This is a genomic window from Aeromicrobium sp. SORGH_AS_0981, assembly GCF_031453195.1.
Lineage (GTDB): Bacteria > Actinomycetota > Actinomycetes > Propionibacteriales > Nocardioidaceae > Aeromicrobium.
Map to the genome: position 1 here is coordinate 1,654,409 of NZ_JAVIZD010000001.1, position 14,574 is coordinate 1,668,982.

The window sequence follows — 14,574 nt, forward strand, 5'->3', positions numbered from 1 at the left end:
TAGAACAGCAGACATCAACATCAAATCCACACAAATCCACACAACGCGGTGACGCAGGACACCCTGCACCCCCCTGCACCGTGTCGTGGGACGTGGACCGGACCCCAGGAGCACTCGTGTACGCCGCCGAACGCCGCGCACTCCTCGCCGCCCGCCTCAGCGAGCACGGCCGAGTGAGCGTCGTCGACGCCGCGGACGAGCTCGGGGTGTCCGGCGAGACCATCCGCCGCGACCTCGACGTGCTGCAGCGCCACGGCCTGGCCCGTCGTGTGCACGGCGGCGCCGTCGCCCGCACCGTGGCCCAGGCCGCGGAGCTCGCCGTCACGGACCGTGCCACCCAGCACGCGCCGGAGAAGGAGGCGATCGCGCAGGCCGCGCTCGCGCTCCTGCCCGACACCGACGGCTGGGTCGCCTTCGACGCCGGAACGAGCACCGCCGCCCTCGTCGACGCGCTGCCCGCCGACGCCGCGTTCGACGCCGTGACGCACGGCATCGACGTCGCCGGCCGGCTCGCGCGGCACGAGGGTGTCTCGCTGCTCGTGGTGGGTGGGCGCGTCCGCCCGACGACGGCCGCCGCGGTCGGCGCCGACACCGTCGCCGCCTACGGGCGCATGCGTCCCGACGTCGCCTTCATCGGTGCCAACGGCATCGGCCTCGAGCGCGGGCTCACGACGCCCGACGTCGAGGAGGCGGCGGTCAAGCGGGCGCTCGTGGCCGCGGCCCGTCGCGTGGTCGTGCTCGCCGACTCCTCGAAGATCGACACCGAGTACGCCATGAGCTTCGCCTCCATCGACGAGCTCGACGTGGTCGTCACCGACAAGGGCGTCACGCGTGAGCAGGTCTCGCGGCTCGAGCGCGCCGGCCTCGAGGTCGTGGTCGCATGATCGTCACGCTCACCGCGCACCCCGCGATCGACCGACTGGTCTGCCTCGACGGACCGCTCGAGCGCGGCGCCGTGCTGCGCACGTCGGCGTCCACCGACCAGCCGGGCGGCAAGGGCATCAACGTGGCCCGCGTGGTGCAGGCGGCCGGCGTCGACGTGCGGGCCGTGGTCCCGGCCGCCCCGGGCGACCCCGTCGTCACGTCGCTCGCGCCCACCGGCCTCGCCGTCGTGCAGGTCCCGATCGCGGGCGCCACGCGCGTCAACCTCACCCTCGCCGAGCCCGATGGCACCACCACCAAGCTCAATGCGCCCGGCACGCCGCTCGACGCCGAGGAGCGCGAAGCCCTCGTGGCGGCGCTCGTCGACGCCGCCCGTGGCGCGTCGTGGGTCGCGCTGTGCGGCTCGCTGCCCCCGGGCGTGCCCGCCGACCTCTACGCCGGTCTGGTGCCGCGGCTGCGGGCCGTCGGCGCCACGGTCGCGGTCGACACGTCGGGCGCGGCGCTCGCGGCCGCGCTGGCCGACCCGTCGACGGCGCCCGACCTGGTCAAGCCCAACGGGCACGAGCTCGTCGAGCTCATCGGCGGCGACGGTGACGCGATCGAGGCCGACCCCGAGCTCGCCGCGCACGAGGCGCAGCGCCTGCGCGCCGAGCGCGGTCCGGCCGAGGTGCTGCTGACGCTCGGCGCCACCGGCGCCGTCCTCGCCACCGCCCGCGGCACCTGGTTCTGCGCCACGCCGCCGGTCACGCCGCGCAGCACCGTCGGCGCGGGCGACTCCTCGCTCGCCGGGCTGCTCCTGGCCCGCGAGGCCGGCGCCGACGACGCCACCGCGCTCGCCGCGGCCGTCGCCCACGGCAGCGCGGCCGCCTCCCTCGACGGCTCCACGCCCCCGACTCCGGCCGACGTCGCCGCCCTCGAGCCCATGCAGGCCCGACGCCTCGACGCCGTCGCCCACCCGACCCCCTGAGCAAGCACCACCCCAGCACGACAGCACCGCACCGAGCACCACCGCAGCACCCCCACCCCCGCACCGCCCAGAGAGAAGAACGACCATGTCCCGCTTGATCACCCCCGCCCTGGTGGCGCTCGACGCCGACCTCGGGGCCGACGCGTCGTCCGTCGTCGCCGCGCTCGCAGGTCGCGTCGCCGACGCCGGCCGCGCGTCCTCCGCCGACGCCCTCGCCGCTGACGTGATGGCCCGCGAGGCCACCTCCGCCACGGGCCTGCCCGGCGGCATCGCCATCCCGCACTGCCGGTCCGAGGCCGTCACGGAGGCCACGCTCGCCTTCGCGCGCCTCGAGCCCCGCGCCGACTTCGGTGCGCCCGACGGCGGCGCCGACCTCGTCTTCCTCATCGCCGCCCCCGCCGGCGGCGACTCCGACCACCTGAAGCTGCTCTCGACCCTCGCCCGCGCGCTCGTGCGCAGCGAGTTCACCGACGCCCTGCGCGCCGCGTCGTCCGACGACGAGGTCGTCGCGCTGGTCGAGGACGTCGTGTCCCCCCAGCCGGTCGCGACCCCCGCTGCGGAGGGAGCAGCGGAGGTCGCGCCCTCCGCCGCGTCCGCCGAGGGCAGCCCCGTGCGCATCGTCGCCGTGACGGCCTGCCCCACGGGCATCGCGCACACCTACATGGCCGCCGACTCGCTCGTGCAGGCCGGCGAGCGCGCGGGCGTGGACCTGCAGGTCGAGACGCAGGGCTCGTCGGGCGCCCGTCCGCTGAGCTCGGCCACCATCGCCGGTGCCGACGCGGTCATCTTCGCGACCGACGTGGGCGTCAAGGACGCGTCGCGCTTCGCGGGCAAGCCGGTCATCGTGAGCGGCGTCAAGCGCGCCATCAACGAGCCCGACACGATGGTCTCCGAAGCCGTCGCCGCAGCGGCCGACCCGAGCGCCAAGCGCGTCGACGGCGTCGCCGCGGCCCAGGCCGACGAGTCGTCGTCGCACCAGGGCATCGGCCTGAAGCTGCGCCAGTGGCTGCTCACCGGCGTCAGCTACATGATCCCGTTCGTGGCGGCCGGCGGTCTGCTGATCGCCCTCGGCTTCCTGCTCGCGGGCTACGACATCACGGGCGAGGGCAACAAGATCGCGCTCGAGAACACGATCTTCAACCTGCCCGCGGCCGGCGAGCACGCGCTCTTCGGCAGCGCGCTCGCCACCTACTTCGGCGCGCTGCTGTTCTCGCTGGGCGCCTGGGCGTTCGGCTTCCTCGTCCCCGCCCTCGCCGGCTACATCGCCTACGCGATCGCCGACCGTCCCGGCATCGCGCCCGGCTTCGTGATGGGCTTCCTGGCCAACCAGATCGGTGCAGGCTTCCTCGGCGGCATCGTCGGCGGCATCCTGGCCGGCCTCATCGCCCACCAGATCGCCAAGCAGGAGGCCCCGCGCTGGCTGGCCGGGCTCATGCCGGTCGTCATCATCCCGCTCGTCACCACGCTGGTCAGCGGCCTGCTGATGCTGATGGTCCTCGGCAAGCCGATCGCCGACTTCTCGGCCGGCCTCACCGACAAGCTCAACGGCATGACGGGCGGCTCGCTGATCCTCCTGGGCGTCATCCTCGGCGCGATGATGGGCTTCGACCTCGGTGGTCCGGTCAACAAGGCCGCCTACGTCTTCGCCACCACCGGCCTCACCGCCGACGCCATCGCGGCGGGCGGCGCCGAGGTGAAGATCATGGCCGCGGTCATGATCGCCGGCATGGTCCCGCCGCTCGCCATGGCGCTGTCGACGGCCGTCCGCTCGACCCTCTACACGGAGGCCGAGAAGGAGAACGGCAAGGCAGCCTGGCTGCTGGGCGCCGCCTTCATCTCCGAGGGTGCGATCCCGTTCGCCGCGGCCGACCCGCTGCGCGTGATCCCGTCGATGATGCTCGGCTCGGCCACGGCCGGTGCGATCTCCATGGGCGCGGGCGTCACGCTCGCCGCGCCCCACGGCGGCATCTTCGTCCTCTTCGCGGTCGACCACGTGCTGTGGTTCCTGGTCGCGCTCGTGGTCGGCACGCTCGTCAGCGCTGCGTCTGTCACGCTGCTGAAGTCGCTGCGTGTCGAGAAGGACAGCAGCGAGTTCGAGCACGTGTACACCCGCGTCCCCGTCGACGCCTGACCCAACGCACTCCTGAAGGGACCCACCATGCCCAGCAAGACCGTGACCGTCGGCTCGTCCGTCGGCCTGCACGCCCGACCGGCCGCCACCATCGCGGCCGCCGCTGCCGACCAGTCCTCGCCCGTCACCCTCGCGGTGGCCGGCGGTGAGCCGGTCGACGCGGGCTCGGCGCTGCTCATCATGACCCTGGGCGCCGCCCAGGGCACCGAGATCGTCGTGGAGAGCGACGACCAGGCCGCGGTCGACGCCGTCGCCGCCCTGGTCGAGGCCGACCTCGACGCCTGACGGCACCGCCGTCCCGGACCAGGGGCCCGCGCCGCAGCTGCCACTGCGACGCGGGCCCCTCGCACGTCCGTCGAACGACCCGGCACGAGGCCAGTTACGCCCAGGGTGAACAACGGAACAGCGCACCCCGTGTTCCAGTTGTGTGACGTACGTGGACGTCGCGCAGTGCGGCGAGGCGGCCGCACCTAGACTGAAGAGAACACACCCGATCAAGGGGGCCACATGTTCGAGAGGTTCACCGACCGCGCCCGTCGCGTCGTCGTGCTCGCCCAGGAAGAGGCGCGCATGCTCAGCCACAACTACATCGGCACGGAGCACATCCTCCTCGGCCTCATCCACGAGGGTGAGGGCGTCGCCGCCAAGGCCCTGGAGAGCCTCGACATCTCGCTCGAGGCCGTCCGCGGGCAGGTCGAGGACATCATCGGCCAGGGCCAGCAGGCACCGAGCGGGCACATCCCGTTCACGCCGCGGGCCAAGAAGGTCCTCGAGCTCAGCCTGCGCGAGGCGCTCCAGCTCGGCCACAACTACATCGGCACCGAGCACATCCTGCTCGGCCTGATCCGCGAGGGCGAGGGCGTCGCCGCCCAGGTCCTCGTGAAGCTCGGCGCCGACCTCAACCGCGTCCGCCAGCAGGTCATCCAGCTGGTCTCCGGCTTCCAGGGCAAGGAGGCCGAGACCTCCGGCGCCCCCGCCGAGGCCGCGCCCAGCACCTCCGCCGTGCTCGACCAGTTCGGTCGCAACCTCACCCAGGCCGCCCGCGAGGGCAAGCTCGACCCGGTCATCGGTCGTGAGAACCAGATCGAGCGCGTCATGCAGGTCCTCAGCCGTCGCACCAAGAACAACCCGGTGCTGATCGGCGAGCCCGGCGTCGGCAAGACGACCGTCGTCGAGGGTCTCGCCCAGGACATCGTCAAGGGCGACGTCCCCGAGACGCTCAAGGACAAGCAGATCTACACGCTCGACCTCGGCGCGCTCGTCGCCGGGTCGCGCTACCGCGGCGACTTCGAGGAGCGCCTGAAGAAGGTGCTCAAGGAGATCCGCACCCGCGGCGACATCATCCTGTTCATCGACGAGATCCACACGCTCGTCGGTGCGGGTGCCGCCGAGGGCGCGATCGACGCCGCCAGCATCCTCAAGCCGATGCTGGCCCGCGGTGAGCTGCAGACCATCGGCGCCACCACGCTCGACGAGTTCCGCAAGCACTTCGAGAAGGACGCGGCGCTCGAGCGTCGGTTCCAGCCCATCCAGGTGCCGGAGCCGTCGATCGCGCACACGATCGACATGCTCAAGGGCCTGCGCGACCGCTACGAGGCGCACCACCGCGTCACCATCACCGACGACGCGCTGGTCGCGGCGGCCACCCTGGCCGACCGCTACGTCTCCGACCGGTTCCTGCCGGACAAGGCGATCGACCTCATCGACGAGGCGGGCTCGCGGTTGCGCATCCGCCGGATGACGGCTCCGCCGGACCTCAAGGAGTTCGACGAGAAGATCGCCGACGTCCGCCGCCGCAAGGAGGGCGCCATCGACGCGCAGGACTTCGAGGCCGCTGCCTCCCTGCGCGACGAGGAGAAGAAGCTCATCCTCGCCAAGGCCGACCGCGAGAAGGCCTGGAAGGCCGGCGACATGGACGTCGTGGCCGTCGTCGACGAGGAGCTCGTCGCCGAGGTCCTGGCGCTCGCCACCGGCATCCCGATCGTCAAGCTGACCGAGGAGGAGTCCGGCCGCCTGCTCAACATGGAGGCCGAGCTCGGCAAGCGCGTCATCGGCCAGAACGAGGCCATCAAGGCGCTCAGCCGGGCCATCCGTCGCACGCGGGCGGGCCTGAAGGACCCGCGTCGTCCGGGCGGGTCGTTCATCTTCGCCGGGCCCTCGGGCGTCGGCAAGACGTGGCTCTCCAAGGCGCTCGCGAACTTCCTGTTCGGCGACGACGACGCGCTGATCCAGCTCGACATGAGCGAGTACAGCGAGAAGCACACGGTGGCGCGGCTGTTCGGTGCGCCTCCCGGCTACGTCGGCTACGAGGAGGGCGGCCAGCTCACCGAGAAGGTGCGCCGCAAGCCGTTCAGCGTCGTGCTGTTCGACGAGGTCGAGAAGGCCCACCCGGACATCTTCAACTCGTTGCTGCAGATCCTGGAGGAAGGTCGCCTGACCGACTCCCAGGGCCGCGTCGTCGACTTCAAGAACACCGTGATCATCATGACCACGAACCTGGGGTCGCGTGACATCGGCAAGGGCGTCTCGCTCGGCTTCGCCGACGCCGGCAACACGGTCGGCTCGTACGACCGGATGAAGGCGAAGGTGTCGGAGGAGCTCAAGCAGCACTTCCGTCCGGAGTTCCTGAACCGTGTCGACGAGATCGTCGTGTTCCCGCCGCTGACGCAGGACGAGATCATCCAGATGGTCGACCTCATGGTCGGCAACCTGGAGACCCGTCTGAAGGACAAGGACATGGGCATCGAGCTCACGCCCGCGGCCAAGGACCTGCTCGCCCGTCGTGGCTTCGACCCCGTGCTCGGTGCGCGCCCGCTGCGGCGCACCATCCAGCGCGAGATCGAGGACACCCTCGCCGAGAAGCTCCTCTTCGGTGAGCTGCGCGCCGGCGAGATCGTCCTGGTCGACGTCGAGGGTGAGGGCGTGGACGCGGTGTTCACCTTCCGCGGCACGCCCAAGGCCGACCTGGAGCTGACCGAGGGCCACGACCCGCTCGCGGTCGAGGCCGGCACCTCCGAGTAGCAGCCAGCACGAGCAGTCCGCACGTCCGACAAGGCCCACCACCCCGACGGGTGGTGGGCCTTCGTCGTTCGACTGGACGGCGACCTCGAACCAGGACAGTCTTCTCGGCATGAGCCCCAAGGCACGCAACCTCCTGGTCGTCGGCGCAGTCCTGATCCTTCTCGGCGTCCTCGCCTTCGCCCTCCAGCCGGGCGAGCCGAAGGCCGTCTGCACCTCCGAGAACGGCCCGACGTCGGGCTTCGTCGACGCCGAGCAGGACTGCCCGATCTCCCAGGAGAGCTGGAACGAGATCGCCGACTACCGCTCCTCCCCGAAGCCCTTCCGCATCGCCGGCCTCGTCCTCGTCGTCGCCGGCGTCGGCACGTTGGTCGCCGCCGGCCTCTCCGCCCGCCGCTCCCGCACGACGGAGTAGTCCCTACGGTTCGGAACGTCATCGCCCCTTTCGCGCCGCGAAAGGGGCGATGACGTTCCGGAACGCCTGACAGGCGATGGCGGTCATCGCGCCGGGAGAATCGTACGTAAGCTCCCGATACTTCCAAGATTTTGCCGCGCGAGGCACGTGAATGCTGAAGGATCTCGTCGTCATCAAGAAAGGGAGTGACGATGGTCGGTGAGTTGAGGGTGGCGGAACCAGTCGAACTCGGAGCCCCGAAGCAGGTCGGAGGGCAAGGATGAATCGTCGCGAACGCACGGCGGTGCTCGCCGCCGGCCAGTGGCTACCATGCGAAAAGGTCAACTCAGCCCGGTGACCGGGCGCTTCCTGCAGGAGAATCCCGATGACCGACGGCGCATCCGACCTGTTCCTGCAGCCCCTGGGGCTTTTCGCGGAAGAGCCCGGCTCGGATCGGTGGAGGGCGGAAGCCCTTCTGCAGTCGCCGGCGTTGGCGCTCGCTGTGCGTGACCGAGTGATCAGGTACCTGGACGGCTGTCCTGTGTTCTTGGCGTGGACGGAACATACTCGGGACGAGATCGGGAGTCGTTTTGTTGTGCCAGGCGGCTCGGCGATTGCCTCGGACGGCCAGTACTACTGGCGTCTCGACGCCACTGCATACATCCGTGAGTACGGGATCACGGTGCCTCCAGTAGCCCTGGAAGACTTCGCGGAACGCAACTGGCTGCCGCCTGACTTCGACGAGGCGTCATACCTCCGCATCTACGCGGAACTGGAGACGAAGCTCGTCCGTTCCTTCGACTTCTGAGGCCACGTGCTGACGCTTTTCATCGATGACATCGACGCGCACCACTTTCCGCCCTCGGCAGCCTTCTCAGAGGCGCTGCGGGTGGCGACAGGCGCAGAAGCGACGGACCGGCTCGAAGCGGCCGAGATCGACGATGCGTGGTGGCTCAGCCTGGCACGGACCGACAGCGACGGGGCGCCGACCGAGTGAGGTGCCGACATCACCAAGCTTCAACGCGACGTCGGGCGCTCACCGCCGCCTGGGCCACTCTGGCAGGGGTGAGCGGTGCGGGCGTGAACGAGCCACGGCGAACGGCGGGAGCGGCGTCGACGTGAACTGCCGATGTGTCGTCCCAGGTCCTCCAGACGGTTCAAAGCCTGTCCAGCGAGAATCGAGTGTCATCCATGAAGCGGCGCGTTCTTGTTCTCCCCCAGGACTTTCCGGACTACTCGCGGGAGGTGGAGGCGAAAGGTGTGTTCTGGGACGCCGCAGTGGAACGGGGAGGCGAGTGCTTCAGCGTGGTCTTCTACGATCCGATCCGGTTGCAGCAGGACGTGGGCGGAGAGGTGGCCGAGCGGTCGGCCTTCGCGGTGAGTCGACTGCTGGTCATCCCGTCAGTCACGGAGCAACACATGCGCGACGCCCTCGACGCGGCTCCGGAAGAGTTCTTTCACTAGGGATCCAGCGTCGTGTCGCGAGCGCCTCCACGTTGCGCCCTGGTTCGCCTCCGCAGTCGACAGGGAGCGCCGAGGGCGTCGTCCATGGTCTGATGAGCTCGAGGAAAGGTGACGCTCGATGTACATGCCGGACCTGTCGCCGTACCGCTACGCACGGTCGGACTCGCCCATGCTGGCGGTCGGGTGGCTCGCCGACGCACACACCTTCGACCGCGGCGACGTCCCTGCCCACGTCGTCGAGCGGCTGATCGACCTGGCGTTCGAGATGCCCCACCTGATGCGCGGATGCCACTACTGCCCCTTCTGCGACGAGGAGTCGCCGATCCGCATCGACGTGCCCCGGCATCCCACCCCGTTGTACCTGGGGATGAGCGAGATCCACGTGCGGAGCGTGTCAGGTGTCGTGTACTCGGCGCCTTCGCTTGTCCTGCACTACATCGAGCGTCACCGGTACCGCCCACCGGAGGAGTTCGTTCGGGCCGTCGAGGAGAGGGGCGGGCATGAGCGCCGGGGCGCCGACGTACGGAGCGTGGAGTGATGGTTCGACCCCATCTGATCCTGATCGGGTAATGGCGTCGCGAGGAAGGTAGAGGCTCGCCCGCAGATCATCGATGGCCATCGCCTCAGAGCTACGTCGATGAAACGTGGGACGAGGTGGAGCGGGATCAGGTCCACGAGTACCTCACGCCGAGGCTTCGTCGTACGCGCCTGCATGGGTTTCTCACCATGTCGCGTCTGTGGCGTCTCCAACGGCTCCCTCGAGCTGAGCGATGCGGTGTACGTCTGGCCCGAGGGCCTGGCCCACTACGTCCGCGACCACGGTGTTCGACCACCTGAACCATTCGTCACACACGTCCTCTCCACGATCGAAGAGCTTGAGATGGCCGGGCGCGACGAATCGTGGTGGCGTGGTCAGATCGGTTCAGGGGAAACGTAGAGCGCGCACGCCGCGGTCGGATGGACCTGGGCGAGATCGTCGTCGACGGCGTGCGGCCGGTCGCAAGCGCATCGCAGCGGGGCGTGCGCGCGCCCGCGATGGTCGTCCGGTCGAAGAGCAGACTCGGCCCAAGCGAACAGCGTCCACGATCGCGGTACGTAACTATCCTGGGACGAACGAGAGGAGGGCCGCCAGCGATGATCGCCCACTACCCGGGGGCGACCTTCCAGGTCTGGGAGTACACCCCCAGCCACGCATCGCTTCTGATCCGTAGTCCGCGAGGGGTGGCTCGACCGTTCAACATCGATCTTATCTTTCGCGGTGTGGACTACATGGCCCTTCCTCACCTCATGAGGGGCCTTTCCGTGGATCGGCTGGGGGACCGAGAGGACCTGCGGCTTCCGACGCTGCCTCGGCTCGATCGCGCCAGCAGCGTCTTCGTGTTGTCGTCTGACGGCCTTGACCACGTCGTCGTGGCGGTTTCCGTCGATGTGAACGAGAACGACGACGATATCTTCACGAGCGTTCTGAAGTGGGGGCGTCTCGGCGAGGACTGAAAGGATCGTATGGAGGGTCGGCGCGCCCGGGCGGCCAGCGAGCGTGCGAGACTGACGACCCCGAACCTCTGCGCCCGGCCTGGACTCTCCATGAAACGAAGTGCTCGCACAAGCGCTTGGCACGACATGCTCGTCGCGGCACTGGGCGGAGAGGACCCGGCCGCTATGACGTGTCCTCGAGACGGTCGCGCCGGACTCCAGGTTCTCTGTGAGGTCGTCCTTCCCGACCGTGGTCTCGGGTACTGCGTCATCCGCTGTACCCACTGCTCGCACGGTGCGTGGCTGAGCCGGGTGGCGCCAGCGCCCTCGCTCATCTCGCGGACGCCCGCGAGCGAGTGGCCGCCGACGACGTTCGCTGAGTAGCCGTGCGGCCACGCGGAAGAGGCCGCGTCATGCGCGGCGCAGTGGAGGGGTGCTCAATGAGCCGCTACGAGCTTCGCCTTCTCCAGTGGAGCTGGGGGCTCATGGTCGATCTCGAGATGTCTGTACATGTCGCGGACGCCAAGCCCCCCGGTGCCATCCCTGCGGCCCCACAAGTCTGGCTCGTGGTGAACGTTGCAAGCGGGTGGGAAGGTGACACACCGCAGTTACTGGTAGGACTTCGCCGCGTAGTGCCAAGATTTCGGGCTGCAGTTGCGGCCGACGGAGGAGAGCTGGTTTTTGTCCTTCATCACCTCTGGTATCCGTTGACAGATGTCCAGGAGGGCGCGATCGAGCTTGCGGTGGCGGGCTGGGCGGTCGAAGAGCTCGAGCCTGCTGAGGACCCGGCCACGGTTGAGTATGACCGCGCAGCACATCGATACGTGATCAACTTCGACGAAGGCATGTGGGAGGCCGAGTCGTCGCGTTGTCGTCAACGCAAACGTGAACGCGCGGGTTCAGGGATGACGTGAGACGCCGCAGAGTTGTCGTCTGCCTCTCCCTGGGTCGCCCGTTACAAGGTGAAGGTCCCGTTGGGGTGGACCTGGGCGAGGCCCTCGTCCAGGAGCGCGTCGAGGCAGCGCTCGCGCTGCGCGGCGTCGTCCCAGACCGCGTCGAGCGCCGCCTTCGGCACCGGGTCGGTCGCGTCGCGCAGCACCGCGAGGAGGCGGCCGCGGCACTGGCGGTCGGTGCCGGCCCACGCCTGGCCGCGGCGCGGGGGGCCGTCGTGGTCGGGGCGGCCGAGCGCGAGCCAGCGGCAGCGGTCGGCGACGGGGCAGACGTCGCAGCGGGGGGCTCGGGCGGTGCACACGAGGGCACCGAGCTCCATCGTCGCGGCCGCCCACCGGTGCGCGTCGTCGGTGGGCAGCAGCGCCTGCGCCAGCCGCCGCTCGGCGGCCGTGACCGACGTCGACGGGTACGCCTGACCGAGGACGACCCGCGCCAGCACGCGTCGGACGTTCGTGTCCATCACGGCATGCCGTTGGCCGAACGCGAACGAGGCGACCGCCGCGGCCGTGTACTCGCCGACACCGGGCAGCGCGAGCAGCGCGACGTGGTCGTCGGGCACCCGTCCGTCGTGCTCGGTCGTGATCGCGACCGCGGCCGCGTGGAGGCGCAGCGCGCGTCGTGGGTAGCCGAGCCGGCCCCACGCCCGCACGGCCTCGCTCGACGGCTCCGCGGCGAGGTCGGCGGGCGTCGGCCACCGTGCCATCCATGCCTCGAAGACGGGGAGCACTCGCACGACCGGGGTCTGCTGCAGCATCAGCTCCGACACGAGCACCGGCCACGGCTCGGGGAGCACCTCGGCCGTCCCGCGCCAGGGCAGGTCGCGGGCGTGGTCGTCGAACCAGCCGACGACGGCGTCGTGCAGTCCGGCGAGGTCGTCGGGGAGGGGAGCGGACGGGGGCGGCATGGCGCGTCGATCCTCGCACGCGCGTCCATGCGAACTACCCTCGGAGCGTGAGCACGCGACCGACCCGCCGTCCGTTGCCGCGGGCGATCTACTGGCGTCGTCGCTTCCTCCTCCTCGCCGTCGTGCTGCTCGTGGTCTGGCTCGTGGTGAAGCTGTGGCCCGGCGGCTCGGACGACTCCCGTCCTGCCGCAGCGCCCTCCCCGAGCGCCTCGGCCAGCGGGTCGGCCACGGCCTCGCCGACGCCCAGCCCGACACCGTCACGGTCGGCGCAGAGCGACGCCCAGGTGACCCTGACGGCCACCAGCACCGCCTGCACGCCGGAGTCGGTGCGGATGACGCCCACGGTGCCCGAGGACCAGTCGGCACGGCAGGCCGTGCGCGTCGAGCTGCTCATCTCCACCACCGCCAAGAAGGGCTGCACGCTCGACCCGGGCGACACCGACCTCATCGCCGTGATCAAGAGTGGCGACACCGCCGTGTGGGACTCCACGGTCTGCAAGACCGCCCTGCTCGACGAGCCGGTGGCGCTCAGCCCCGGGTGGGCGACGGCGGCGTCGGCGCGGTGGTCGGGCCGCGGCTCCGGGCCCGCCTGCTCGCCGCGCGAGGGCTGGGCGTCGCCGGGCACCTACACGCTGCGCATCGGCACGCTCGGTGGCGAGCCGGGGGCCACGACGTTCAAGCTCGTCCAGCCGAAGCCCAAGCCCAAGCCGAGCCCCAGCCCGACGCCCAGCGCCAGCGCGTCGGCGAAGCCGTCGGCGAAGCCGTCCGCCTCGGCCAGCCCCACTCCGAGCGCGTCGCCGAGCCGGGACTGAGTCGGGCCCTCCGCGTGCCTGGGCCGGTGCGGCTGGCGCGGTGTCCGGTCTCCGAAAGGGCTTCGACCGGCAGCGGGCCTGGAGGTGGCTCCGGCTCTCGGGGCCTGGTCGGGGCTCCCGTGTGTTGCACGATTCTTCGCTTCTGCTGTCTCGGGCCGGAGTTCTGCGGTGGCGCGTCCGGGCGGTGGATCGTGCGCGAGGTCGAACGCTTCTGCGTTCGCGACGGGATCACGTAGCAAAGGCAGAAGCGTCGGACCCCGGTGCACGAACGCAGAATCTAGCGTCCATCCCCAGCACGAACCCGCAGCCCGAGACCCCGGACCAGCGCCGCCGCCAGCTGCCCGGTCGAGGCCCTTTCGGAGGCCACCCCCAGCGAAGGCCGAGGCAGCGCACCAGAGAGCCCAGACCCCCTGCGGCAGCGCACGGGCGAGTCGCGACGACGGCAGCCGCGGGACCCGACCCGCGCCCCGAGCGCAAGCCGGTCCGACGTCAGCGTCAGACGTCGAACGTCAGACGTAGCGCTCGAGGATGCTGGACTCCGCGAGACGCGACAGGCCGTCGCGGACCCCGCGGGCGCGCAGGTCGCCGACGCCCTCGACGGTCTGCAGGTCGTCGATGCTGGCCGCCAGCAGCTTCTGCAGCGTGCCGAAGTGGTCGATGAGGCGGTCGATGACCGTCTGCGGCAGTCGGGGCACGCGGGCGAGCAGCCGGTAGCCGCGCGGTGCGAGCGGGTGGTCGAGGGAGTCGCCGGCGCCGATGCGCAGCGCCGTCGCCACGCTCGTGAGGTCGACGAGCTCGGTGGAGTCGATCTCGGCGAGGTCCTGCAGGACGGTGCTGACCGCCCGGCCCCGACGCCCCGACGGCATGTAGTCGCGGATGACGAGCTCGCGCTCGGCGTCGACCCCGCTGATCAGCTCCTCCAGCTGCAGGGCGAGCAGACGGCCGTCGGTGCCGAGCTCGAGCACGTACTGGTCGATCTCCGCGGCGATCCGGCTGACCATCTCCAGGCGCTGCGCGACGGCCGCGACGTCGCGGACCGTGACGAGGTCCTCGATCTCCAGCGCCGACAGCGCGTCGGACACCTCGTCGAGGCGGCTGCGGTACCGCTCGAGGGTGGCGATGGCCTGGTTGGCGCGACCGATGATGGCGCCGGCGTCCTCGAGCACGTGGCGGGTGCCGTCGAGGTAGAGGGCGATGATGTGCATCGACGCCGACACCGAGATGACCGGCAGACCGGTCTGGCGGGCGACGCGGTCGGCGGTGCGGTGCCGCGTGCCGGACTCGTCGGTGGCGATGGACGGGTCGGGCATGAGGTGCACGGCGGCCTGCAGGATCCGCTGCGCGCCGGAGTCGAGGATGATGGCGCCGTCCATCTTGGCCAGCTCGCGCAGACCGGTGGCCGTGAAGGGCACGTCGAGCGCGAACCCGCCCGTGCTGACCGCCTCGACGACCTTGTCCTGGCCGAGCACGATGAGCGCGCCGGTGCGGCCGCGCAGGATGCGCTCGAGGCCCTCGCGCAGCGAGGTGCCGGGCGCGATCGCCGCGAGGACGGTGCGCAGGTCTGGTCGAGGGGCCACG

At 70.7% G+C, this 14,574-nt stretch carries 15 protein-coding genes; 13 read left to right on the forward strand and 2 right to left on the reverse strand.

Annotation, left to right across the window (positions count from 1 at the left end; genetic code table 11):
* The first annotated feature begins 92 nt into the window (after positions 1-92).
* The 12 genes from QE370_RS08480 (at position 93) to QE370_RS08535 (ending at position 11,243) form a co-directional block, all read left to right on the forward strand.
* A complete protein-coding gene (locus QE370_RS08480) occupies positions 93-884 on the forward strand; it encodes a DeoR/GlpR family DNA-binding transcription regulator (protein WP_309634092.1) in 792 nt (263 codons plus the stop codon).
* Positions 881-1,849: a 1-phosphofructokinase family hexose kinase gene (locus QE370_RS08485; RefSeq protein ID WP_309634093.1), complete on the forward strand. Its 969-nt coding sequence runs from the start codon at positions 881-883 to the stop codon at positions 1,847-1,849. The genes QE370_RS08480 and QE370_RS08485 overlap by 4 nt, the downstream gene beginning before the upstream one ends.
* An 85-nt stretch (positions 1,850-1,934) precedes the next feature.
* Complete coding sequence (locus QE370_RS08490) at positions 1,935-3,980, forward strand: fructose-specific PTS transporter subunit EIIC (protein ID WP_309634094.1); 2,046 nt, start codon at positions 1,935-1,937, stop codon at positions 3,978-3,980.
* 27 nt (positions 3,981-4,007) lie between these two features.
* Positions 4,008-4,265, forward strand: a complete 258-nt coding sequence (locus QE370_RS08495; RefSeq protein WP_309634095.1) for an HPr family phosphocarrier protein — start codon at positions 4,008-4,010, stop codon at positions 4,263-4,265.
* 222 nt (positions 4,266-4,487) lie between these two features.
* A complete protein-coding gene (locus QE370_RS08500) occupies positions 4,488-7,001 on the forward strand; it encodes an ATP-dependent Clp protease ATP-binding subunit (RefSeq protein WP_253026947.1) in 2,514 nt (837 codons plus the stop codon).
* Positions 7,002-7,110: 109 nt separating this feature from the next.
* Entirely contained in the window at positions 7,111-7,413 is a 303-nt protein-coding gene (locus QE370_RS08505) for a hypothetical protein (RefSeq protein WP_067854467.1), read from the forward strand.
* Between the two features lie 364 nt (positions 7,414-7,777).
* Positions 7,778-8,200, forward strand: coding sequence for a hypothetical protein (locus tag QE370_RS08510; protein WP_253026946.1), 423 nt, complete (start codon positions 7,778-7,780; stop codon positions 8,198-8,200).
* 6 nt (positions 8,201-8,206) lie between these two features.
* Positions 8,207-8,389, forward strand: a complete 183-nt coding sequence (locus tag QE370_RS08515; protein ID WP_253026945.1) for a hypothetical protein — start codon at positions 8,207-8,209, stop codon at positions 8,387-8,389.
* A 194-nt stretch (positions 8,390-8,583) separates the two neighbouring features.
* On the forward strand, positions 8,584-8,856 hold the full coding sequence (locus QE370_RS08520) for a hypothetical protein (protein ID WP_309634096.1): 273 nt from the start codon (positions 8,584-8,586) through the stop codon (positions 8,854-8,856).
* Between the two features lie 124 nt (positions 8,857-8,980).
* A complete protein-coding gene (locus tag QE370_RS08525; RefSeq protein ID WP_253026943.1) occupies positions 8,981-9,394 on the forward strand; it encodes a hypothetical protein in 414 nt (137 codons plus the stop codon).
* A 419-nt stretch (positions 9,395-9,813) separates the two neighbouring features.
* Positions 9,814-10,350 carry a hypothetical protein gene (locus QE370_RS08530; RefSeq protein ID WP_253026942.1) on the forward strand — a complete coding sequence of 179 codons (537 nt, stop codon included), beginning with the start codon at positions 9,814-9,816 and terminating at the stop codon, positions 10,348-10,350.
* Positions 10,351-10,769: 419 nt separating this feature from the next.
* Positions 10,770-11,243: a hypothetical protein gene (locus QE370_RS08535; protein WP_309634097.1), complete on the forward strand. Its 474-nt coding sequence runs from the start codon at positions 10,770-10,772 to the stop codon at positions 11,241-11,243.
* Positions 11,244-11,284: 41 nt separating this feature from the next.
* Here QE370_RS08535 and QE370_RS08540 read toward each other — a convergent pair whose 3' ends face one another.
* Positions 11,285-12,184 (reverse strand): A/G-specific adenine glycosylase, encoded by a 900-nt coding sequence (locus QE370_RS08540; RefSeq protein WP_309634098.1) that lies wholly within the window; start codon positions 12,182-12,184, stop codon positions 11,285-11,287.
* A gap of 47 nt (positions 12,185-12,231) precedes the next feature.
* Between QE370_RS08540 and QE370_RS08545 the strand changes: the two genes are divergently transcribed.
* Positions 12,232-12,996, forward strand: a complete 765-nt coding sequence (locus tag QE370_RS08545) for a hypothetical protein (RefSeq protein WP_309634099.1) — start codon at positions 12,232-12,234, stop codon at positions 12,994-12,996.
* 509 nt (positions 12,997-13,505) lie between these two features.
* On the opposite strand, the gene disA is transcribed toward QE370_RS08545, so the two are convergent.
* Complete coding sequence (disA, locus tag QE370_RS08550) at positions 13,506-14,573, reverse strand: DNA integrity scanning diadenylate cyclase DisA (protein ID WP_309634100.1); 1,068 nt, start codon at positions 14,571-14,573, stop codon at positions 13,506-13,508.
* Between the last annotated feature and the right edge of the window lies 1 nt (position 14,574).

What these genes read in the sequence shown, in the direction of transcription:
- QE370_RS08500 (WP_253026947.1), top strand. Translation starts at nt 4,488, where the DNA reads ATGTTCGAGAGGTTCACCGACCGCGCCCGTCGCGTCGTCGTGCTCGCC.
- QE370_RS08510 (WP_253026946.1), top strand. Translation starts at nt 7,778, where the DNA reads ATGACCGACGGCGCATCCGACCTGTTCCTGCAGCCCCTGGGGCTTTTC.
- QE370_RS08485 (WP_309634093.1), top strand. Translation starts at nt 881, where the DNA reads ATGATCGTCACGCTCACCGCGCACCCCGCGATCGACCGACTGGTCTGC.
- QE370_RS08495 (WP_309634095.1), top strand. Translation starts at nt 4,008, where the DNA reads ATGCCCAGCAAGACCGTGACCGTCGGCTCGTCCGTCGGCCTGCACGCC.
- QE370_RS08535 (WP_309634097.1), top strand. Translation starts at nt 10,770, where the DNA reads ATGAGCCGCTACGAGCTTCGCCTTCTCCAGTGGAGCTGGGGGCTCATG.
- QE370_RS08490 (WP_309634094.1), top strand. Translation starts at nt 1,935, where the DNA reads ATGTCCCGCTTGATCACCCCCGCCCTGGTGGCGCTCGACGCCGACCTC.
- QE370_RS08525 (WP_253026943.1), top strand. Translation starts at nt 8,981, where the DNA reads ATGCCGGACCTGTCGCCGTACCGCTACGCACGGTCGGACTCGCCCATG.
- QE370_RS08530 (WP_253026942.1), top strand. Translation starts at nt 9,814, where the DNA reads ATGGACCTGGGCGAGATCGTCGTCGACGGCGTGCGGCCGGTCGCAAGC.
- QE370_RS08505 (WP_067854467.1), top strand. Translation starts at nt 7,111, where the DNA reads ATGAGCCCCAAGGCACGCAACCTCCTGGTCGTCGGCGCAGTCCTGATC.
- QE370_RS08540 (WP_309634098.1), bottom strand. Translation starts at nt 12,184, where the DNA reads ATGCCGCCCCCGTCCGCTCCCCTCCCCGACGACCTCGCCGGACTGCAC.
- QE370_RS08520 (WP_309634096.1), top strand. Translation starts at nt 8,584, where the DNA reads ATGAAGCGGCGCGTTCTTGTTCTCCCCCAGGACTTTCCGGACTACTCG.